The 20,102-nt window shown below is 71.7% G+C and carries 21 protein-coding genes and 1 pseudogene; 9 read left to right on the top strand and 13 right to left on the bottom strand.

Annotated elements, in window-relative coordinates; translation table 11 throughout:
• Window positions 1-174: 174 nt before the first annotated feature.
• Both nagB and AC07CM_RS11870 read right to left on the bottom strand, forming a co-directional pair.
• Window positions 175-960, bottom strand: coding sequence for a glucosamine-6-phosphate deaminase (gene nagB, locus AC07CM_RS11875; protein ID WP_478876218.1), 786 nt, complete (start codon window positions 958-960; stop codon window positions 175-177).
• Between the two features lie 197 nt (window positions 961-1,157).
• A pseudogene (locus AC07CM_RS11870) lies at window positions 1,158-1,912 on the bottom strand (SDR family oxidoreductase).
• A gap of 96 nt (window positions 1,913-2,008) precedes the next feature.
• On the opposite strand from AC07CM_RS11870, the gene AC07CM_RS11865 reads away from it, so the two are divergent.
• Together AC07CM_RS11865 and AC07CM_RS11860 are read left to right on the top strand one after the other, a co-directional pair.
• A complete protein-coding gene (locus tag AC07CM_RS11865) occupies window positions 2,009-2,659 on the top strand; it encodes a TetR/AcrR family transcriptional regulator (RefSeq protein ID WP_478876217.1) in 651 nt (216 codons plus the stop codon).
• Between the two features lie 337 nt (window positions 2,660-2,996).
• Window positions 2,997-4,472 carry a sensor histidine kinase gene (locus AC07CM_RS11860; RefSeq protein WP_478876216.1) on the top strand — a complete coding sequence of 492 codons (1,476 nt, stop codon included), beginning with the start codon at window positions 2,997-2,999 and terminating at the stop codon, window positions 4,470-4,472.
• 216 nt (window positions 4,473-4,688) lie between these two features.
• Here AC07CM_RS11860 and AC07CM_RS11855 read toward each other — a convergent pair whose 3' ends face one another.
• Together AC07CM_RS11855 and AC07CM_RS11850 are read right to left on the bottom strand one after the other, a co-directional pair.
• Window positions 4,689-4,946 carry a WhiB family transcriptional regulator gene (locus AC07CM_RS11855; protein WP_016639615.1) on the bottom strand — a complete coding sequence of 86 codons (258 nt, stop codon included), beginning with the start codon at window positions 4,944-4,946 and terminating at the stop codon, window positions 4,689-4,691.
• Window positions 4,947-5,267: 321 nt separating this feature from the next.
• On the bottom strand, window positions 5,268-6,236 hold the full coding sequence (locus tag AC07CM_RS11850) for a diacylglycerol/lipid kinase family protein (protein ID WP_478876215.1): 969 nt from the start codon (window positions 6,234-6,236) through the stop codon (window positions 5,268-5,270).
• 137 nt (window positions 6,237-6,373) lie between these two features.
• Here AC07CM_RS11850 and AC07CM_RS11845 point away from each other — a divergent pair, with 137 nt between their 5' ends.
• On the top strand, window positions 6,374-6,826 hold the full coding sequence (locus AC07CM_RS11845; RefSeq protein WP_478876214.1) for a hypothetical protein: 453 nt from the start codon (window positions 6,374-6,376) through the stop codon (window positions 6,824-6,826).
• Window positions 6,827-6,833: 7 nt separating this feature from the next.
• On the opposite strand, the gene AC07CM_RS11840 is transcribed toward AC07CM_RS11845, so the two are convergent.
• The 3 genes from AC07CM_RS11840 to AC07CM_RS11830 all read right to left on the bottom strand — a co-directional run bounded on the left by AC07CM_RS11840 (window position 6,834) and on the right by AC07CM_RS11830 (window position 8,873).
• Window positions 6,834-7,910: an RNA polymerase sigma factor SigF gene (locus AC07CM_RS11840; protein ID WP_478876213.1), complete on the bottom strand. Its 1,077-nt coding sequence runs from the start codon at window positions 7,908-7,910 to the stop codon at window positions 6,834-6,836.
• 17 nt (window positions 7,911-7,927) lie between these two features.
• A complete protein-coding gene (locus AC07CM_RS11835; RefSeq protein ID WP_006136266.1) occupies window positions 7,928-8,341 on the bottom strand; it encodes an ATP-binding protein in 414 nt (137 codons plus the stop codon).
• Between the two features lie 271 nt (window positions 8,342-8,612).
• Entirely contained in the window at window positions 8,613-8,873 is a 261-nt protein-coding gene (locus tag AC07CM_RS11830) for a UBP-type zinc finger domain-containing protein (RefSeq protein WP_478876212.1), read from the bottom strand.
• Between the two features lie 61 nt (window positions 8,874-8,934).
• On the opposite strand from AC07CM_RS11830, the gene AC07CM_RS11825 reads away from it, so the two are divergent.
• A complete protein-coding gene (locus AC07CM_RS11825; protein WP_478876211.1) occupies window positions 8,935-10,530 on the top strand; it encodes a Na+/H+ antiporter in 1,596 nt (531 codons plus the stop codon).
• 226 nt (window positions 10,531-10,756) lie between these two features.
• Here AC07CM_RS11825 and AC07CM_RS11820 read toward each other — a convergent pair whose 3' ends face one another.
• Both AC07CM_RS11820 and AC07CM_RS11815 read right to left on the bottom strand, forming a co-directional pair.
• Window positions 10,757-11,656, bottom strand: a complete 900-nt coding sequence (locus AC07CM_RS11820) for a 1-aminocyclopropane-1-carboxylate deaminase/D-cysteine desulfhydrase (RefSeq protein WP_478876210.1) — start codon at window positions 11,654-11,656, stop codon at window positions 10,757-10,759.
• Window positions 11,657-12,496: 840 nt separating this feature from the next.
• A complete protein-coding gene (locus AC07CM_RS11815) occupies window positions 12,497-13,090 on the bottom strand; it encodes an N-acetylmuramoyl-L-alanine amidase (protein ID WP_478876209.1) in 594 nt (197 codons plus the stop codon).
• A gap of 290 nt (window positions 13,091-13,380) precedes the next feature.
• Between AC07CM_RS11815 and AC07CM_RS11810 the strand changes: the two genes are divergently transcribed.
• Window positions 13,381-14,787 carry a family 2B encapsulin nanocompartment shell protein gene (locus tag AC07CM_RS11810; RefSeq protein ID WP_478876208.1) on the top strand — a complete coding sequence of 469 codons (1,407 nt, stop codon included), beginning with the start codon at window positions 13,381-13,383 and terminating at the stop codon, window positions 14,785-14,787.
• A gap of 112 nt (window positions 14,788-14,899) precedes the next feature.
• Window positions 14,900-16,024: a family 2 encapsulin nanocompartment cargo protein polyprenyl transferase gene (locus tag AC07CM_RS11805; protein WP_478876207.1), complete on the top strand. Its 1,125-nt coding sequence runs from the start codon at window positions 14,900-14,902 to the stop codon at window positions 16,022-16,024.
• Between the two features lie 169 nt (window positions 16,025-16,193).
• Here the strand turns inward: AC07CM_RS11805 and AC07CM_RS11800 are convergent, their stop codons facing one another.
• A complete protein-coding gene (locus AC07CM_RS11800; RefSeq protein ID WP_478876206.1) occupies window positions 16,194-16,781 on the bottom strand; it encodes a TetR/AcrR family transcriptional regulator in 588 nt (195 codons plus the stop codon).
• A 144-nt stretch (window positions 16,782-16,925) separates the two neighbouring features.
• Here AC07CM_RS11800 and AC07CM_RS11795 point away from each other — a divergent pair, with 144 nt between their 5' ends.
• The 3 genes from AC07CM_RS11795 to AC07CM_RS11785 all read left to right on the top strand — a co-directional run bounded on the left by AC07CM_RS11795 (window position 16,926) and on the right by AC07CM_RS11785 (window position 18,186).
• Complete coding sequence (locus tag AC07CM_RS11795; RefSeq protein WP_478876205.1) at window positions 16,926-17,510, top strand: dihydrofolate reductase family protein; 585 nt, start codon at window positions 16,926-16,928, stop codon at window positions 17,508-17,510.
• 26 nt (window positions 17,511-17,536) lie between these two features.
• Window positions 17,537-17,761 carry a hypothetical protein gene (locus AC07CM_RS11790; RefSeq protein WP_478876204.1) on the top strand — a complete coding sequence of 75 codons (225 nt, stop codon included), beginning with the start codon at window positions 17,537-17,539 and terminating at the stop codon, window positions 17,759-17,761.
• Between the two features lie 92 nt (window positions 17,762-17,853).
• A complete protein-coding gene (locus AC07CM_RS11785; RefSeq protein ID WP_478876203.1) occupies window positions 17,854-18,186 on the top strand; it encodes a DUF952 domain-containing protein in 333 nt (110 codons plus the stop codon).
• Window positions 18,187-18,201: 15 nt separating this feature from the next.
• Here AC07CM_RS11785 and AC07CM_RS11780 read toward each other — a convergent pair whose 3' ends face one another.
• The 3 genes from AC07CM_RS11780 to AC07CM_RS11770 all read right to left on the bottom strand — a co-directional run bounded on the left by AC07CM_RS11780 (window position 18,202) and on the right by AC07CM_RS11770 (window position 19,905).
• Window positions 18,202-18,939, bottom strand: coding sequence for a VOC family protein (locus tag AC07CM_RS11780; RefSeq protein WP_478876202.1), 738 nt, complete (start codon window positions 18,937-18,939; stop codon window positions 18,202-18,204).
• A 43-nt stretch (window positions 18,940-18,982) separates the two neighbouring features.
• The gene (locus AC07CM_RS11775) at window positions 18,983-19,399 is read right to left on the bottom strand and encodes a VOC family protein (RefSeq protein WP_478876201.1); all 417 of its coding nucleotides are present in this window, start codon (window positions 19,397-19,399) and stop codon (window positions 18,983-18,985) included.
• 107 nt (window positions 19,400-19,506) lie between these two features.
• Window positions 19,507-19,905 (bottom strand): helix-turn-helix transcriptional regulator, encoded by a 399-nt coding sequence (locus tag AC07CM_RS11770; protein ID WP_478876200.1) that lies wholly within the window; start codon window positions 19,903-19,905, stop codon window positions 19,507-19,509.
• Window positions 19,906-20,102 lie beyond the last annotated feature (197 nt).

Genomic DNA, 20,102 nt, shown 5'->3' with positions numbered 1-20,102 from the left:
TTCGTGTGGGAGGGCTCCATCCTCACGTCCCTTACCCTCCCCCATATACCGACGGACCCTTTGTTTTCCTGGTCCGGAGGGTGTGTGGGGGGGGGGGGGGGGGTGCCCCCCTCCCCCCCCCCGCCACCGGAGCCGTCCTCGTGACCCGTACCGGATCCCTGCCGGTCCGGACGACTAGATCCCCTGCCAGTCCGGCTTGTCGGCGTAGGTGTGCCGGAAGTAGTCGGCCAGCTTGAGCTTGGACGCGGCGGCCTCGTCGACGACCACCGTGGCGTGCGGATGCAGCTGGAGCGCGGAAGCCGGACAGACGGCCGCGACCGGCCCCTCCACGGTCGCGGCGACCGCGTCCGCCTTGCCCTCGCCCGTCGCGAGCAGCACCAGGTGGCGGGCCTCCAGGATCGTGCCGATGCCCTGGGTGATCACGTGGTGCGGCACCTGCTCGATGTCGCCGTCGAAGAAGCGCGCGTTGTCGATCCGGGTCTGCTCGGTGAGCGTCTTGATACGGGTGCGCGAGGCGAGCGAGGAGCACGGCTCGTTGAAACCGATGTGCCCGTCGGTGCCGATCCCCAGCAGCTGCAGGTCAACGCCGCCGGCACCGGCGAGCGCCCCGTCGTACGCCTCGCACGCGGCCTGGACGTCCGGAGCCGTCCCGTCCGGGCCCATGAAGGCGTCCATCCCGATTCCGAGCGGCTCCAGCACCTCCCGGCGCAGCACCGAGCGGTAGGACTCGGGATGCTCGGCGGGCAGCCCCACGTACTCGTCGAGCTGGGCTATGCGCGCCCGCGAGGTGTCCACGGCGCCGGAGCGCACCTTGGCGGTCAGCGCCTGGTAGATGGGCAGCGGGGTCGAGCCGGTGGCCACGCCGAGCACGGCGTCGGGCTTGCGCCGCAGCAGCTGGGCCATGGCCTCGGCGATCAGCTCGCCGCCCGCCGCGGCGTCCGGAACGATGACAACTTCCACGCTGGGCCTGCCGTTCTGAAGAGGGCTGGAGGTCTGGGAGGGCTCTGGCAAGAGAGGTATGTGGTTTAGACCAATCTAACAGAATCGGGGGTCACGGGCGCGTCGGAAGACGCCCGAAATCCGCCCGCTCCCGCAGCGCGCCGCCGCCCTCTTTCGCCTGCTGCCCGCCGCCCTCACTCGCCCATCTGCCCCGCCGCTCAGGTCAGGGAACCTCCTGTCGCGTCCAGCCAGTGGCCCGTCACCCAGCGCCCGGCGTCCGAGGCCAGGAACGCCACCGCGTCGGCCACGTCCGCCGGTGTCCCCACGCGGCCCAGCGCCGATATCGCGGCGGCCCTCGCCCAGCCGTCCTGCGTCCCGTGCGGAAAGCCGGCGGTGCTGTCGGTGTCGACGATTCCCGGCGCCCACCGAGTCGACGGTGATGCCCCGATGGCCCAGCACCTTGGGCGGATCGCGGGAGGAGGCGTCGAGGGCGGCCTTCGTCATCGCGTACGCCACCTTGTCCGGCATCACCGCCGTACGGGCCAGCTCGGAGGAGACGTTGATGATCCGGCCGCCGTCGCGCAGTCGCCCCAGACCGTGCCGGACGATGAAGAACGGCGCCTTCGCGTTCACCGCGAAGACCCGGTCGTACTTCCCCTCGTCGATCTCCTCGATCGGTGCGGCCGTGCCGATCCCCGCGTTGTTCACCAGGATGTCGAGGCCGTGCGCATGCCGGTCGAACTCCTCCCACAGCCGCTGGGCGACCCCCGGCACCCCCAGCTCCACGCCGATCGTGAAGGCCGAGCCTCCGGCCGCCTCGATCGCCGCCACCGTCTCCTTGGCGGCCGCCTCGTTCCTGCCGTAGTGCACCGCGACCCGCGCCCCCGTCGCGGCCCAGCCGCTCGGCGATGCCGCGTCCGATGCCCCGGATCGCCCCCGTGACCAGTGCCGTCCGCCCCGTGAGCACACACATGTCCGCCACCCCTCCCGAATTTTCTATCGGTCACTACAAAAAGACCGTACCCCACTCCGCCGACATTTCTCTAGGGTGCGCTATAAAATGCACTCCATGGTGAACGCGCAGAAGGCGGATCAGCGGACGGCGACGGTGAACCCGCAGGCCGGGGCGTCCCGGACCCGGGGCCGTCCGCGCTCCTTCGACCGTGCCACCGCGCTGGAGAAGGCGGTCATGGCCTTCTGGGAGCACGGCTACGAGGCGACGTCGGTCTCCGATCTCACCCGGATCATGGGCATCGGCGCCCCCAGCCTGTACGCGGCCTTCGGCGACAAGCGGACCCTGTTCGAGGAGGTCGTCCGGGTCTACGCGGACACGCACGGAGCCTTCGGCGACCGGGCCCTGGCCGAGGAGCCGACGGCGCGCGCCGCCGTGGAGCGGACGCTGCGTGAGGCCGCCGCCGAGTACACCGACCCCGCCCACCCCTACGGCTGTCTGGTCGCCCATGCGGCCACCAACTGCACCAGCCCCGAGGTGGAACAGCTGCTGCGCGAGCGGCGCAACGCCGGCATCGCCGCCCTCGAGTCCCGGATCCGGGCCGACATGGCCGCGGCCCGACTGCCCGCCGGCACCGACGCCGCGGCCCTCGCCCGGCACGCCGGCGCGATGATCCAGGGCATGTCCCAGCAGGCGCGGGACGGCGCGAGCCGGGCCGAACTGGAGTCGCTCGCGGAAATTGCCATGGCCATCTGGCCCCGCGGCTGAGCCGGGCGGGCTAGGCTTCGTGGCATCGTGTGCCAGTCCGCAACCTGTACTCCCTCGCGCATGGACACGCCATCGTGGTCTAGTCCACAATGCGTAGAAGAGCTTCGTAGGGAAAACTGAACAGCTTCCGTCTTCCCCGCACAGGAAGGCGGACCGAGGAACCGGTGCTCTCTGCCCTGACTGCCCCGGCTCCTCGACCTTCGGCCGACCGGGACCGCACACCCCACGGCCGATGATGCTCCGGGCTGCGGTGCCGGGAGGGTTGAGGGTCCCTCTCAGGCGCCGCGGCCCGCGGGTGTTTTTCGGCCACTCGTGAGGCCCCGGGTACGCTCACACCGTGCCCTCCATGAACGAACTCGTACGCCAGCACACAGCGCTCGACGACTCCGACCTCGAGTGGCTCCACCTGCTGGTCTCGGAGTGGCAGCTGCTCTCCGACCTCTCCTTCGCCGACCTGGTCCTGTGGGTCCCCACCCGCGACGGCACCCGGTACGTCTCGGTCGCCCAGATGCGCCCCAACACCGGCCCGACCTCGTACCAGGACGACATGGTCGGGCACCTGGTCCCGCGCGGCCGACGGCCCATGCTGGACGCGGCGCTGGACGAGGGCCGGATCGTGCGCGAGGGGGACCCGGAGTGGCGCGAAGAGGTCCCCGTGCGGGTCGAGTCGATCCCCGTGCGGCGCGAGGGCCGCGTCCTCGGGGTGATCGCCCGCAACACCAACCTGCTGACCGTCCGCACCCCGAGCCGGCTGGAGCTCACCTACCTCCAGAGCGCCTCGGACCTCGCGCAGATGATCGCGGCCGGCTCCTTCCCCTTCCCCGACCAGCAGGTCGACATGGACGCCTCGCCGCGCGTCGGCGACGGACTGATCCGGCTGGACGGGGACGGCATCGTCCAGTACGCCTCACCGAACGCCCTCTCCGCCTACCACCGCCTCGGCCTCGCCGCCGACCTGGTCGGCCAGCACCTGGGGCAGACCACGGCCGAACTCGCCCCGACCCGCGGCCCGGTGGACGAGGCGCTCGCCAAGGTGGCCAGCGGCTGGGCGCCGCGTGAGTTCGAGATCGAGGCCAACGACGGGGTCATCCAGTTCCGGGCCATTCCGCTCAAGCCCAAGGGCACCCGCATCGGTTCCCTGGTGCTGTGCCGCGACGTCACCGAACTCCGGCGCCGCGAACGCGAGTTGATCACCAAGGACGCGACCATCCGGGAGATCCACCACCGGGTGAAGAACAACCTCCAGACGGTGGCGGCCCTGCTGCGGCTGCAGGCCCGGCGCATCGAGTCCGAGCGCGGCCGGGAGGCTCTGGAGGAGGCGGTGCGACGGGTCGGCTCGATCGCCATCGTGCATGAGACGCTTTCTCAGAACCTTGACGAGCGCGTGGAGTTCGACGACATCGCCGACCGGGTGCTCGCGATGGTCGCCGAGATCTCGCCGGGCAAGGTGGCCGGCCGGCGCAGCGGGCGCTTCGGGATTCTCGACGCCGAGGTCGCCACCCCGCTGTCCATGGTGCTCACCGAGGTCCTGCAGAACGCCCTGGAACACGGCTTCCGTGAGGGCGACACCGGCACGGTCGAGGTCTCCGCGGTCCGTGGCGGCACCACCAAGGAGGCCCGCCTCCTCGTCACCGTCCAGGACGACGGCGTCGGCCTGCCCGAGGACTTCGACCCGCACCGCTCGGGCAACCTCGGCCTGCAGATCGTACGGACGCTGGTGGAGGGCGAGTTGGGCGGCACCTTCGACATGGTCCCGGCGCCGGGGCGGGGGACGAGGGTGATCCTCGACATCCCGGTGCGGGCGCAGAAGTGACCGAAGAACGGGCCAGGGGGAGTAATCCCGCGAAGTGGCCCGAAGGGCACCGGGGCAAGCAAAAAGCCCCGGACCGCCTTTGGTCCGAGGCTCGTGCTCGTTGCTGCTCTGCTCTCGCTAAGCGCATCGGGGGTACTGCGCGCTGCGGCTCGGGGGCGGGAGATGCGTACTCGCTGTACGCGCCGCCAAGCTCAGGCTGTCAGCAGGGGTGGGTTGTCAGGCGGAGGCCTGACGAGCCCGGTTGCGGGCGGCGCGGCGCTTCATGGCGCGGCGCTCGTCCTCGCTGAGACCACCCCAGACGCCGGAGTCCTGGCCGGACTCGAGCGCCCACTGCAGACACTGCTCCATGACGGGGCAGCGACGGCAGACGGCCTTGGCTTCCTCGATCTGCAGCAGCGCAGGACCGGTGTTGCCGATGGGGAAGAAGAGCTCGGGGTCTTCCTCGCGGCAAACGGCGTTGTGACGCCAGTCCATGGCTGCTACCTCTCCTTGGTATTACGTGCAAGTTGCTTGTGAATGTGAACGCTTTCACGAATCCCTCAACAAGTGAAGGGCCGACCGTCGAGTCTTCCCCGGCGTGGTCCTGTGATTTGAAGAGGGGTTCCGGTGATCAGTGGAGGCCGGTCCTGCGGGCCGTCCCGATCGCCACGTAGAGACTCGCAAACCTCAGCGGCGGATACAACCCCTTGCGGAAAGTTTTTTTTGATTCCTCGGTGTCGACTGGGTCACAGCCGTACTTCCATGGGGTGGATCCTGGCCTAAACGTTCGAGTGAAAGGACTTTCGCCCGTTCCGCTCACACAATCACACGCAGTGCGCGGCGTACGCCTGTGAACGTCACGCTCGTTCGCAGTCCCAGGTGGTCGCCGTCCATCTGAAGGGGCAGGGGGACCTTCGAATGCAAGGTGAACCGGTCCAGATCGTGCAGTGAGACGGCGTGCTTGCCATGGGGTCCGCGCTCGGGGGACGAAGTGAGCAACTGGGTGCCATACCGGGCAACCGCGGCCGTCGACAGACGGCTGAGACCGAGCAGGTCGATGCCCGTATCGAACGACGCCTTAGGCGACGTGTACATCGGGCGATTGCCGAGATACGTCCACGGCGATGTGTTCGAGACTATGGCGACGACGAGATCGGCGATCGGGTCCTCGCCGTCCTGCTCGAGGGTGATCGTGCCGTGCCGGCGGTGCTGCTCGCCGAGGAACTGCCGGGCCACCTGACGCACGTACAGCGCGTGCGTCGACTTCTTGCCCCGCTCGCGCTGCTGCTCGACCCGGCCGACCACGCCCGCGTCGAAGCCCAGTCCGGCGTTGAAGGTGAACCAGCGGTCCGGCACCGCCTCGTCCTCGGTGCCGGGCGTGCCCGAGGTCAGCCCCAGGCCGACGACCCGCTCGCTGCCCTCGCGCAGGGCGTCCAGCAGGGCGCCGGTGGCCTCGACGGGGTCGTTGGGCAGGCCGAGGGCGCGGGCGAAGACGTTGGTGGAGCCGCCGGGGACCACGGCGAGGCCGGGCAGCCGGTCGAGGTCGGGCCCCTCGTGCAGGAGGCCGTTGACGACCTCGTTGACCGTGCCGTCGCCGCCGAGGGCCACGACCAGGTCGATGTCCTCGCTCTGCGCCGCCTGCCGGCCGAGGTCGCGCGCGTGGCCGCGGTACTCGGTGGTGACCGCCTCCAGCTTCATCTCGCTCGCCAGCGCGTGGATCAGGACGTCACGCCTGCGTGCGCTTGTGGTGGTTGCCGCCGGATTGACCACGAGGAGTGCACGCATGGATGGCAGCGTACCTACTGGGGGGTACCCGGCCCAGACCGAGGTAGGGATCGGGTAAGAGATGAGCGCGTGAGCCTGGACACTCGGCTGCGTCGGGCGGGGGCCGCGCCCGTGGGGGCCGCGGCTACCCTTCTGGGGTGAGCAGCGAGCAGAACCCCAGCCAGGACACCGCCGAGAGCGCCGGTGCCGCCGGACCGCGCCCGCGCCGGCTGACGTACGCGGCGGCGCTGGCCGCGCTGGAGGGGATCGCCCTGGTGGCCGGTGGAGTGTGGATCCTGGCCCTCGGCCTCACCGGCGATCCGGACGACCGGCAGCAGGCCGTGACCGGCGGGATCACGCTGGTGGTGCTCGCGCTGCTGCCTCTGCTGGCCGCGCGAGGCCTGCTGCTCAGGCGCGGCTGGAGCCGCGGCCCCGCCGTCATCACGCAGATCATGGCGCTTCCGGTGGCCTACAACCTGCTCAAGGCCGACAGCATGGCCATTCCGGGCGGCATCGCCCTCGCCGTCGTGGCCGTGGCCGCGCTGGTGCTGCTGGTGAACCCGGCGACGACCCGGGCCCTCGGGATCAAGGGACCGGGTCGGGCGGAGTAGCCGCCGCCTACTCCTCCACCAGGAGCTTCTCCCGCAGCTGGGCGAGGGTCCGGGCGAGCAGCCGGGAGACGTGCATCTGGGAGATGCCGACCTCCTGCGCGATCTGCGACTGGGTCATGTTCCCGAAGAAGCGCAGCAGCAGGATCCGCTTCTCCCGCGGCGGCAGGTCCTCCAGCAGCGGCTTGAGGGACTCGCGGTACTCCACGCCCTCCAGCGCCTCGTCCTCGGCGCCGAGGGTGTCGGCGACCGCCGGGGACTCGTCGTCGGTGTCGGGGACGTCCAGGGACAGCGTGGAGTACGCGTTCGCGGACTCCAGGCCCTCCAGGACCTCCTCCTCGGAGATGGCGAGCTTCTCGGCCAGCTCGTGGACCGTGGGGGAGCGGCCGTGCAGCTGGGACAGCTCCGCCGTCGCCGTGGTCAGCGCGAGACGCAGCTCCTGCAGGCGGCGCGGCACGCGGACCGCCCAGCCCTTGTCGCGGAAGTGCCGCTTGATCTCACCGACGACGGTCGGGGTGGCGTACGTGGAGAACTCCACGCCGCGCTCCGGGTCGAAGCGGTCGACCGACTTGATCAGGCCGATCGTGGCGACCTGGGTGAGGTCGTCCAGCGGCTCGCCGCGATTGCGGAAGCGGCGTGCCAGATGCTCGACGAGCGGCAGGTGCATCCGGACCAGCTGGTTGCGCAGCTCCGCGTACTCCGCGCTGCCCGCGTTCAGCTTGCGCAGCTCGACGAACTTCGCACGCGCCCCGCTGCGGTCCTGGGGGTCGTGCTGGGGGGCGGCCTGCACGGCCTCCGCGCCCGGCGCGTCGTCCTCGGCGTATCGCTCGTGCTCGCTCATCGTCCCGCCCGTAGCCCTTCCCCGAGCCCTCGCCTCCGCGCGGGCGGCGGGGTCCACCCCGCCGCGTCCCTCCGCAGGCGCGCTCTGAACGGCACCGTCGCCGGCGGCCTCAGCGGAGGGCTCCTCCGGGTGGGGCCTCGCCTGCTCGGGGATGCCGTCGATGCCGTCCGCCATGCGTCGGGATGCGTTCGTGGGCTCTCGGTCCCCCGTCGGCAGCTCCCGTGTGCCGCGCTCTTCGTCCCGCACCGGCCCGTCCCCGTTCCTCACGCCGGCCCGGGGCCCGCGCCGCGCTGTTTGTAGAGGCTGATCGACACGGTCCTGTCCTCGTCGACGGCGGACGAGACCTTGCCCGCGAGGGCCGAGAGCACGGTCCAGGCGAAGGTGTCCCGCGAGGGGGCATGGCCGTCGGTGGTCGGTGCCGACACCGTGACCTCCAGCGAGTCGTCGACGAGCCGGAAGACGCAGCTGAGCACGGAGCCGGGCACGGCCTGCTGCAGCAGGATCGCGCAGGCCTCGTCCACGGCGATCCGCAGGTCCTCGATCTCGTCCAGGGTGAAGTCCAAGCGGGCCGCGAGACCGGCCGTGGCCGTCCGCAGCACCGAAAGGTAGGCACCCGCAGCCGGCAGCCGGACTTCCACGAAGTCCTGGGTCGCGGGCTCGCCTGCGATCTGGGACACCCTCACCTCCATGGTGGTACAAGCTCTACGGGGCCGAGGGTCGCCCCCCGGGGTAACGCATACGTGGTTCCGCGGTGACGCTATCGCGCTCCGAACGTCCCTGTCCCCGGGACCCCAACCCCCTGGCGTCACTCACAGTAAAGCTGTGGATACGCTCCGTGTCTAGAGGGTTTGCGGGCCCAAAAGGGAAGAGCGCGCGCCGGATTGACGTACCCCGGCGTCAGACGCCCGAACCGTCGGCGGTCGCGGCCGCATGCCGTTCAATGCAGTGTCACACGAGAACGTGGTCCACGAAGCACCACCGCCAGTCCTCGCCGGGTTCGAAGGTCCGCATCACCGGGTGACCGGACCGTGCGTGGTGCTCCGTCGCGTGCCTGCCCGGGGAGGAGTCGCAGCAGCCGACGTGGCCGCAGCTGAGGCACAGGCGCAGCTGCACCGGGTGCGTGCCGTCCCGCAGGCACTCCGGGCAGGTCGCGTCGCGCGGCTCGGGTTCCGGGTGCGGCAGCGCTTCGGCGTGCGTGCACTGTTTCATGATTGCCAGATTACGACGGGTGTGCGGGTGACCGCGCGGAAAATGAGGGTGGGCGAGGACCATGGACGTGATGCCGCTGCTGTTCCTGGTGGCGGGCAGTGCGGCGGTCGCCGCGGCGGCCCGGCGCGGACCGGTACCGGCGCCGCTGCTGCTGGTCGCGGTCGGCCTCGTGGTCTCCTACGTGCCCGGGGTGCCGGACTACGCCCTCGACCCGAAGGTCGTGCTCCCGCTGCTGCTGCCCCCGCTGCTGTACACCTCGGCCAGCGACAGCTCCTATCTCGACCTGCGGGCCCAGTTCAGACCCGTGGCACTGCTGTCCGTGGGCTACGTGCTCTTCGCGACCTTCGTCGTCGGCTGGGCCGCCTACCTGCTCATCCCCGGGATGCCGCTGCCCGCCGCGCTGGTGCTGGGCGCGGTGGTGGCCCCGCCCGACGCGGTGGCCGCCACGGCGGTCGCACGCCGGGTGGGTCTGCCGTCCCGGATCACCACGATTCTCCAGGGCGAGTCGCTGCTGAACGACGCCACCGCGATCACCGCCTACAACGTGGCCGTCGCCGCCGCCGTCGGCGAGGCCGCCACCTGGGCGGGCGGCATCAGCGAGTTCCTGCTCGCGGCGGTCGGCGGTGTCGGCGTCGGCCTGGTCCTGATGGCGCCCCTGCACTGGCTGCGCACGCATCTGACCGAGCCCCTGCTCCAGAACACGCTCTCCCTGCTGATCCCGTTCGTCGCCTACGGCGTCGCCGAGCAGCTGCACGCGTCCGGGGTCCTCGCGGTCGTCGTCGTCGCCCTCTACCTCGGGCACCGCGCGTGGGAGGTCGACTTCGCCACCCGGCTCCAGGAGGAGGCGGTGTGGAAGATGGTCGCCTTCATCCTGGAGTCGGCGGTCTTCGCCCTGATCGGCCTGCAGCTGCCGGTCGTCCTCAAGGGGCTCGGGCCGTTCGAGGGTGCCAGGGCGACCTGGTACGCGGTCGCCCTCTTCCTCGTCGTCGTCCTCGTCCGGTTCGTCTGGGTGTATCCGGGGACCTTCCTGCCCCGGATGCTGTCTGCGCGCATCAGGGAGCGCGAGGAGAACCCCACCTGGCGGGGCGCGATGGTCACCTCATGGGCCGGGATGCGCGGGGTGGTGTCCCTCGCGATCGCCTTCTCCATCCCGACCACCGTGCACGGCGGCCAGCCCTTCCCGCAACGCAACCTGATCCTCTTCCTGACCTTCACCACCGTCATCGGCACCCTGGTCGTGCAGGGCCTGACCCTGCCCCCGCTGATCCGTGTCCTGAAGTTCCCCGGCCGCGACCAGCAGGCCGAGACGCTCGCCGAGGCCAACGCCCAGGCGCAGGCCTCCCGGGCCGCCGAGGGCCGCCTGGACGAACTCCTCTCCGACGAGCGCAACGCCCTGCCCCCGCCGCTCGCCGACCGCCTGCGCACCGTCCTGGAGCGCCGCCGCAACGCCGTCTGGGAGCGGCTCGGCCAGGTGAACCCGGTCACCGGCGAGTCCGTGGACGACACCTACCGCCGGCTGTCCCGCGAGATGATCGGCGCCGAACGCGAGGTCTTCGTCAAGCTGCGGGACCACCGCTACATCGACGACGAAATGCTGCGCGCGCTGCTGCGCAGACTCGACCTGGAGGAGGCGGCCGCCTACCGGGAGGCCGGATAGAGGCCGACCGGAGCCGGGTTCCGGAGAGGGTGGCTCGGCGAGCGCGGCGGCCGGGGCCTCGTGCGCCCGGGCGCGAAGCGGAGCAGGGCGGCGTGGCGATGTGACGGGGATGCCCCCCCGAGCGGGCCCCGATCGAGGGCGGCCGTGTGCGGGGGACGGCGACCGGCAAGGGTGGTGCTGGTGGGTGCGGCGCGGTCCTCGTGCGTGTGAGGCCGCCCGTGCTGTCCTAGGCGCCCGGGAAGGGCCGGCCGGTGACCACCGCCGCGATCGTCGTCCCGCGCACGAAGGCGCCCTCCTCGGCGAGGGCGACGAGTCCATGGAGCAACTTGGCGACATAGAGACGTTCCACGGGCAGTCCGTGCCGCTGCTCGAAGTCTTCGGCGAAGGAATCGAGTTCGGGGGTCGTACGGGCGTAGCCGCCGCAGTGGAAGCGGTCGTCGAGCGACCAGGTGCCGGTGCGGGCGCCGAAGGCGCGCTCCTGGAGGGCCTGTATGTCGCCCTCCAGGAAGCCGCCCTTGAGCACCGGAACACCGAGCGAGCGCTGGCCGGGGGCCAGCCCGGCGGCGAGTCCGGCGAGCGTGCCGCCGGTGCCGCAGGCCACCGCGACGACGTCGGCACGGCCGCGCAGCTCCTCCCCGAGGGCCCGGCATCCGCGCACGGCCTCGGCGTTGCTGCCGCCCTCGGGGACGACGTACGCCTCCTCGGCGGCGGCCGCCCGCAGGATCGCGGCCAGGGTCTCCGGCTCGTTCTTTCGCCGGTATGTCGACCTGTCGACGAAGTGCAGCCGCATGCCGTCGGCCGCGCATCGGTCCAGCGACGGGTTGAGCGGGCGGCCGGCCAGCTCCTGGCCGCGGACCACCCCGGTGGTCGGCAGCCCGAGCAGTCGGCCCGCGGCGGCGGTGGCCCGCAGATGGTTGGAGTAGGCCCCGCCGAAGGTGAGCAGCGCGCGGCCCCGCGCCGCCTCCAGGTTCGGCACCAGCTTGCGCCACTTGTTGCCGATCAGCTCCGGATGGATCAGGTCGTCCCGCTTGAGGAGCAGGCCCAGGCCGCGCCGGGCGAACCGGTCGTCCCGTATCTCCTCCAGGGGCGACGGCAGACGCGGGGCGAGCGGGCCGGTGCTGGTCACGCCCCCATTGTCGCCCGGAGCGACTGCACGCTCAGCCGCTCGCTGCTCCGCCGGGTGCCTGCGAACCCGTGAGTCGCTTGCTGTTTTGCCGGGTGCCCGTCAAGTCGGTGGGGCCCGGCCGGGTGTCCGACCGGGCCCCGCCGGTGCCGCTTGGTGCTGCGCCCGGTGCGCGCCTGCTGCTCCGCCGGGTGCCTGTGAACCCGTGAGTCGCTTGCTGTTTCGCCGGGTGCCCGTTAAGTCGGTGGGGCCCGGCCGGGTGTGCGGCCGGGCCCCGCCGGTGCCGCTTGGTGCTGCGCCGGGTGCGCGCCTGCTGCTCCGCCGGGTGCCTGTGAACCCGTGAGTCGCTTGCTGTTTCGCCGGGTGCCCGTCAAGTCGGTGGGGCCCGGCCGGGTGTGCGGCCGGGCCCCGCCGGTGCCGCTTGGTGCTGCGCCGGGTGCGCGCCTGCTGCTCCGCCGGGTGCCTGTGAACCCGTGAGCCGCTTGCTGTTTCGCCGGGTGCCTGCCGAGCCCTTAGCCGCTCCCGGATCCGCCCGGCGCCGTTCTGCCCTCGGCCGCTTCGGGCTCTGCCGGGGCCCCCGCCAAGCCGGCAGGGGCCCGGCCGAATCTTTGACCGGGCCCCCCGCCGATGCGGCTTCCTGCTTCGCCGGGCGCACGCTGAGCCTTCAGCCGCTTCGTGCTCTGCCGGGCGCCCGCCGAGTCTTCAGCCATTTCCGGACGCGTCCGGCGCCGCCACGCCCTCGGCCGCCGCCTGATCCGTCCGGCGCCACGTTGCCCTCGGCCGTTGCCTGATCCGTCCGGCGCCGCCACGTCCTCGGCCGTTCCCGGATCCGTCCGGCGCAGGCTAAGCCTTCAGGCGCTCCCTGATCCGCTCGCGCAGCCATGTCATCGAGAAGCCGCGCGGGTCCACCTTGCCCGGCTGCCACTCCCGGTGGCCGATGACCGACCGTTCCGTCCAGCCGTGCCGGCGGCACACGGCCGCGGCGGCCCGCTCGATCGCCTCCAGCTGCGCCTCGGGCCAGGGATCCTCGCCGTCGCCCAGGTTCTCGCACTCGAAGCCGTAGAAGTGCCGGTTCCCGTCGGTGTTCGCCTCGTTGTCCGGCGGTAGCCCCTTCTCGGCGATCACGGCGCGCAGCACGTCGTCGTCGCCGAGGCCGGCGTGGTTGGCGCGGCCGTAGCCGACCAGGTGGACCGTGCCGTCCTTGGTGATCACGCCGTGGCACAGCGGCCCCGGCAGCGCCGCGTGGCCGTCACGGCAGATCTCCACGGTGTGCTCGCTGCCCCGGGTCACCGTGTGGTGGATCATCACGCCGTGGACCGGGCCCCAGGGCCCCTTGTGGTTGCGGTTGTGGTGCCGCCAGTCGCCGACCTCGACGACGGTGACGCCTTCCGCGCGAAGCGCGTCCAGAAATCCGCTCGCGGACATGGGAGGGGCCATGGCGGCTCCTTCGTGCTGTGCCCGGTGGCCCGCCGGTCGCGACCCACTCGTACCGGTGCTTCTACCGAAACCGGACGTCCCGGACTACATCGTTCGCACATTGTGCGAGCCGATCCGGACAGGTCGTGCATCCGGGACGGTGCTGGGCAAGATCCCTCTTTCTGCCCACTAGTGCGATGATCCATTCCCGCTCATTCGGGTAATGGCGTGAGTGCTCTGCGTAATGGAAGGCTCGATCGCAAGACCGGTGTGCGATTCGGCGCCGGGCACGAACGAGAGGGCATTTTCTTATGTCGGTAGGCGAAGAGGTCCGCGCGGAGCAGGGCAAGCCGCAGCAGTCTCTCGGCACGGCGGCAGCGCGGAACCTGGCCACCACGACCAAGTCCGTTCCGCAGATGCAGGAGATCACCTCCCGCTGGCTGCTGCGGACCCTGCCCTGGGTGGACGTACAGGGCGGCACGTACCGGGTGAACCGGCGGCTGACGTTCGCCGTCGGCGACGGCCGCATCACCTTCGTGAAGACCGGGGACCAGGTGGAGGTCATCCCCGCCGAACTCGGTGAACTGCCCGCGCTGCGGTCGTACGAGGACGACGAGGTGCTGACCGAGCTGGCCCGGCGCTGCCGGCAGCGGGACTTCGCGCCCGGTGAGGTCATCGCCTCCTTCGGCAGCCGGACCGACGAGGTGTACCTGCTGGCCCACGGCAGGGTGGAGAAGGTCGGCACGGGTCCCTACGGCGACGACGCGGTCCTCGGTGTCCTCGCCGACGGCGCCTACTTCGGCGAGGCGGCGCTGCTGGACCCGGACGCCATCTGGGAGTACACCGCCCGGGCGGACACCGCGTGCACGGTGCTGATCCTCGGCCGCCAGGACTTCGAGCAGGTCGCCGAGCGCTCCGACTCGCTGCGCGAGCACGTCCGGCAGTTGCGGTCGATCCCCGAGCAGCGCACCAACAAGTACGGCGAGAAGGAGGTCGAGCTGGCGGCCGGCCACAGCGGCGAGCCGGACATCCCGCACACCTTCGTCGACTACGAGGCCCGGCCGCGCGAGTACGAACTGAGCATCGCCCAGACCGTCCTGCGCATCCACACACGCGTGGCCGACCTGTACAACCAGCCGATGAACCAGACCGAGCAGCAGCTGCGGCTCACGGTCGAGGCACTGAAGGAGCGCCAGGAGCACGAGCTGGTCAACAACCGGGACTTCGGGCTGCTGCACAACTGCGAGTACGACCAGCGGCTCCAGCCGCACGACGGCGTGCCCAGCCCGGACGACATGGACGAGCTGCTCAGCCGCCGGCGCGGCACCAAGCTCTTCCTCGCCCACCCGCGCGCGATCGCCGCGTTCGGACGCGAGCTGAACAAGCGCGGACTGGTCGCGGAGACCATCGAGATCGGCGGTAACCGCATCCCGACCTGGCGCGGTGTGCCGATCTACCCGTGCAACAAGATCCCCGTCACTCCGGAGCGCACGACCTCGATCATCGCCATGCGTACCGGCGAGGCCGAGCAGGGCGTCATCGGGCTCAGGCAGTCCGGCATCCCGGACGAGGTCGAACCGAGCCTGTCCGCGAGGTTCATGGGCATCAACGAACAGGCCATCATCAAGTACCTGGTGACGGCGTACTACTCGGCCGCCGTCCTGGTGCCCGACGCCCTCGGTGTGCTGGAGAACGTCGAGATCGGCCGGTGGAGGTGAGGTTTCCGCACTTCACGGCCGTGTTCCCGCCCTCCGGGGCGGGTACATCCCCGGGGTACGCGTCCAGCCGGAGCGGAAGCGCCGCCGTCCGCGGACTGTGCGAGGGGGGCCCATGGCCGAGTTCATGACGGAGACCAGACAGCGTTCACCAGAAGTGCGGGAGGACCCCGCCGACGACGCCGGACCCGGTCCGCTCGACGGGCAGGAGGCGGCGGGGCTGCTGGAGCGGACCCGGCTCCTGGTCGACCCGGAGCTGCGGGCGGCCGTCGAGTCGCTGCCCGGCTCGATGCGGCGGGTCGCCCTCTACCACTTCGGCTGGGAGCACGCCGACGGCACCCCGGCGGCGGGCAACGCGGGCAAGGCCATAAGGCCCGCGCTCGTCCTCGCGGCGGCCGCCGCGCTCGGCGGGCCCAGGGCGAGGGCGGCGGCCGTCCGGGCGGCCGCCGCGGTCGAACTGGTCCACAACTTCACGCTGTTGCACGACGACGTGATGGACCGGGACACCTCCCGCAGGCACCGGCCCACCGTCTGGACCGTGTTCGGGGACGCCGACGCGATCCTGGCCGGGGACGCCCTGCAGGCGCTGGCCCTGCGACTGCTCGCCGAGGACCCGCACCCCGCCTCCGGTCCGGCCGCGGCCCGGCTCGCCGACTGCGTCGTGGAGCTGTGCGCCGGACAGCACACCGACACGGCCATGGAACGACGCGCTCCCGACGAGGTCACCCTGGGCGAGGTGCTCGCCATGGCCGAGGCGAAGACCGGCGCCCTGCTGGGCTGCGCGTGTGCCCTCGGCGCGCTGTACGCGGGCGCGGGTGAGGAGGACGTGGCGGCGCTGGACGGCTTCGGCCGCCAGGCCGGGCTCGCCTTCCAGCTGATCGACGACGTGATCGGCATATGGGGCGATCCGCAGCGCACCGGCAAACCGGCCGGCGCGGATCTCGCGGTCCGCAAGAAGTCCCTGCCGGTGGTGGCGGCCCTGGCCTCCGGCACCCCGGCGGCGGCCGAACTGGCCGCGCTGTACGGGAAGCCGTACGCCGCTGGGGAAGACGGGTCCGGCGCGGAGATCGCGCGGACGGCACGGGCCGTCGAGCAGGCCGGCGGCCGGGACTGGGCGCAGGCCGAGGCGGCCGACCGGATGGCCCGGGCGATGCAGGAACTGGCCCGCGCCGTGCCCGCGCCGGAGGCGGCGGGCGGTCTGCTGGCGCTGGCCGAGTTCGTGACCCGGCGCAGCAGCTGATGCCGCCGCCGACCGGCGGCCGGGAAGCGACCCCGGAGCCACCGGGGCCCTGCGGCTCCTGACCCCGCACGTCCACCGGTGGCTCCGGCCCGGCGGGCCCCGCACATCCCCACAGTGCGCGGGGCCCGCCGATCATCCGTGGGGCTCCTGTGCGGCCGGCGGACGGCTACTACTCGGGGACGATCGTCGTCACGACGCGCTCCACCAGGCCCCGCGGGACGGTCACCCCTCTCAGGGCCCCGTCCAGGACGCCGGGCAGGGTGAGGTGTTCCAGGATGAGGCCGAGCATCGCCAGGTAGAGCACGGTGACGGTCTCGTCGCCGCCCGGCAGGCCGGCCTGCCGGTGGAACTCCATGCCCTGTTCCAGGTCCCCGCGCAGCGACTCGGTGAGGGAGGCCCGCAGTTCGGGGCGCCGGGTGGCCTCCAGACGCATCTCCAGCAGGGCCAGATAGCCGGTGCGGTCACGAGTGGCGCGGTCCATGAGGTCCTGCATGAAGGCCGCGACCAGGGAGCGGTCACGGGGTCCGGCCAGCAGCCCCTCCAGCACCCGCGGGTCCGGCGCGAGCCGGACGTTCAGCCGGGCGTCGATCTGGCGGAGCAGGTCGACGCGGCTGGTGAAGTAGTTGGAGGCGGTGCCGGTGGGCACACCCGCCTCGCCGTCCACCGCGCGGAACGTCAGGCCGCGCGCGCCCTCCCGCGCCAGCACCGCGATCCCCGCGTCCACCAGCGCCGCCCGCCGTTCCGGATTGCCCGCCATACGGAATCACCTCTCCCACTTTTCCCCGGTGCCGACAGCATCGCGGAAACACCTTGCCACCACTACAACCGGAGTACTACAAATGAAGCACTTCAACCGGAGTGGTCGATCGACCGCCCGGCAGCCTACGGAAAGAGACCAAGCTTGCGAAAGCTCACGTACTTCATCGCCTGTTCGCTCGACGGCTTCATCGGCGACGAACACGGCGACGCCTCCGCGATGCTCCGCTTCCTGGACGAGGAGTATCTCGACTTCCTCGAGGCGGAGTTCCCGGAGACCCTGCCCACCCACAGCCGCAAGGCGCTCGGCCTCGGCGCCCCGGAGAACAAGCGGTTCGACACCATCGTCCAGGGCCGGGCCAGCTACGAGTTGGCTCTGCGGGAGGGCGTCACCAGCCCCTACGCCCACCTGCGCGAATACGTCGCCTCACGCACGCTGGGCACCTCGCCCGACCCGAACGTCGAGATCATCGCCGACGACCTGGTCGCCCGGGTCCACCAACTGAAGGCGGAGGACGAGGGGTTGGACATCTACCTGTGCGGAGGCTCCGGGATCGCCGGAGCCCTGCTCGACGAGATCGACGAACTGGTCGTCAAGAGCTACCCGATCGTCTACGGCACCGGCATGCCGATGTTCGGCACCGGCCTCGACGTCAAGGAGTTCGCGCTGGACTCGATGCGCACGTTCGGCAACGGCGCGCTCGTGCGGACGTACCGCAGGAAGCGCTGAGCCCCCACCCGCCCTACCCTGAGGACATGGACAGCGAGGACCACGTCTGTCCCGTCTGCGGACAGCCCGTCGAAACGGTCGTCGGGCGGCACAAGACACTGGGGGCCTGGGTACCCGTGTGGGGCCCCGGCCCGTGCCGCAACCCCGACTGCGCCGCCTACGGGGAGCGCGCCGAACAGGCCGAGCCCGCGGCCCCGGCACCCGGGGGCGGGAAACCCGCGCCCGGCGAGTCCGCCGCGGAGAAATCCTGAGCCGCCGCCGAGTCCGGGCCCGGCTCCGGCATCCCCATGTCGCGCGCTTCGGCCGGGCGCGCCCGGCCCGGCCGACGCCGTAGCGTGGCCGCATGCCGAAACTTCCGCACATCGTCCACATCACCGAGCGCTCCCTGTGGGAGGCGGCGCGCGAGGCCGGCACCTACGAGGTGTCCACCCGCGGCCGCACCCTCCGGGAGGAGGGGTTCATCCACTTCTCCACCCGCGAGCAACTCCCGCGCATCGCGGCCTTCCTCTACGGCGACTACGATGGCCCCGACGAACTGGTGGTGCTGGTCGTGGACCCGGCCCGGCTCGGCGTGCCGGTGAAGTACGACGCGATGCCGCCGAACGGTGAGGAGTTCCCGCACGTGTACGGTCCCGTGCCGGTGGACGCCGTGGTGGACGTGGAGCCCTGGGGCTGACCCGGCGGGGAAGGCTCACGCTCCGGGCAGCCCGCCCGTCTCGGGGTCCCGCCCGGTCAGGCAGTACGTGCCGCCGGCCGGGTCGCGCATCACCGACCAGTGCGGGCCCTCGTACACGGGCGTGGCGCCCAGACGCTCGTGCCGGGCCCGGGTCGCCGCGACGTCCGCGCAGGCGAGGTCCAGGTGGGCGGAGGCCGGGCGTTCGTCGTCGAGCCGCTGCAGCAGGATCCGGACCGGCAGGCCCGCGGGCGGCCTGAGCACCCGGAACTCCGGCAGGGAACCCGCCAGCGGCTCCCAGCCGGTCAGCGCCGTCCAGAAGGCGGTCTCGGTGTCGCACGCGGAAGGCGGGACGTCCAGGCACACCTGGTCCAGGCGGCTGCCCTCGACCACCGGCGGCCGTACCGCCTCGCCGTGCCAGGCTCCGACGCAGAACGACTGCCCGCCGGGCGAGCGGAGTACGGCCCAGTCACGATGCTCGGCGACCAGGCCCGCGCCGAGGCGAATGGCCGTCTCCACGAACGCTCGCACGTTTGCGACGAAGAGGTCGAGGTGGGCCCCGCTGTCCCCGTCGAGGGTGCCCTGGAGCTTTACACAGGGGTCCGCCCCGTCCGGCAGCAGCGTCACGAACTCCTGTCGCTCGCCTCGGAATTCGGACAACCGGGTGCCCGTGACGGCCGTCCAGAAGGCACGGGCGTCGGTCAGGCGGTCGGCGGGGCGGTCGACGAAGGCGTACGTCCAGCGGATGGCGTTCATGGCCGGGATCGTAGGCAGGCGTCCCCGGCGACCGGGGGGATTTTCAGTCCGCGGACCGCTCCAGGAAACGCAGCATGTTCCCGGCCGGGTCCCGGAAGGCGCAGTCGCGCACCCCGTACGGCTGGTCCGTCGGCTCCTGGAGCACATCGCCGCCGGCCTCCCGGACCCGCTCGTACAGCGCGTCGCAGTCGGCGGTGGTGAAGATGACCCCGCGCAGCAGGCCCTTGGCGAGCAGTTCGGCGATCGCCTGCTTGTCGGCGGGGGAGATGTCCGGGCTCGCGCCGGGCGGCTCCAGCACGATCTCCACGTCCGGCTGGAGCGGCGATCCCACGGTGACCCAGCGCATCCCCTCGAAGCCCACGTCGTTGCGGATCTGCATGCCGAGCACGTCACAGTAGAAGTGGAGCGCCTTGTCGTGGTCGTCCACGGCGATGAAGCACTGCTTGAGTTTCAGGTCCATGGCCTCACGTTAGGCCCTGTCGTTCGGATCATCCCGGCGTCGCGGGGGTCCGGCACGCGCGTCTGCCGCGCTGTCGTCACTCGCCGACCGGTCATGGACGTACCCGGTCAGTAGGGCCTGCGGCGGGGGCGGGTGAACGAGCGGGCCACACAGGACGGGATCACCGCGCTCTCCTCGTGGGAGCCGGCCCGGTAGGCGCTCGGGGTCTGGCCGACCAGCTCGGTGAACCGGGAGCTGAAGGAGCCGAGGGAGGTACAGCCGACGGCGAAGCACACCTCGGTCACCGTGAGGTCGCCGCGGCGCAGCAGCGCCTTGGCGCGCTCGACGCGACGGGTCATCAGATAGCTGTACGGCGTCTCCCCGTACGCCTTGCGGAAGCTGCGCTGGAAGTGACCCGGCGACATGTGGGCGCCACGGGCCAGCTCGGTCATGTCGAGCGGCTCGGCGTACTCGCGGTCCATGCGGTCGCGTGCCCGGCGCAGCAGTACGAGGTCCTCCAGGGTCATGCGCCCAGCCTGGCACAGGGCGCCGGCACAGAACGCTTTCCCGCAGGAACGCACGACACGGTCCCCCGAGTTCGACGGAGCCTTCGTCTTCGGTTCGCCCCACTGAACGACACGGCGGGGGGGGGGGGGGGGGGGGGGGAGGGGGGGAGGGGGGGGGGGGGGGGGGGGGGGGGGGGTTTTTTTTTCTTCAGGAGCGG

The organism is Streptomyces sp. NPDC044061 (assembly GCF_056434305.1).
Note: the sequence above shows the minus strand (reverse complement) of the source record. Positions and strands in the feature narration are given on the sequence as shown.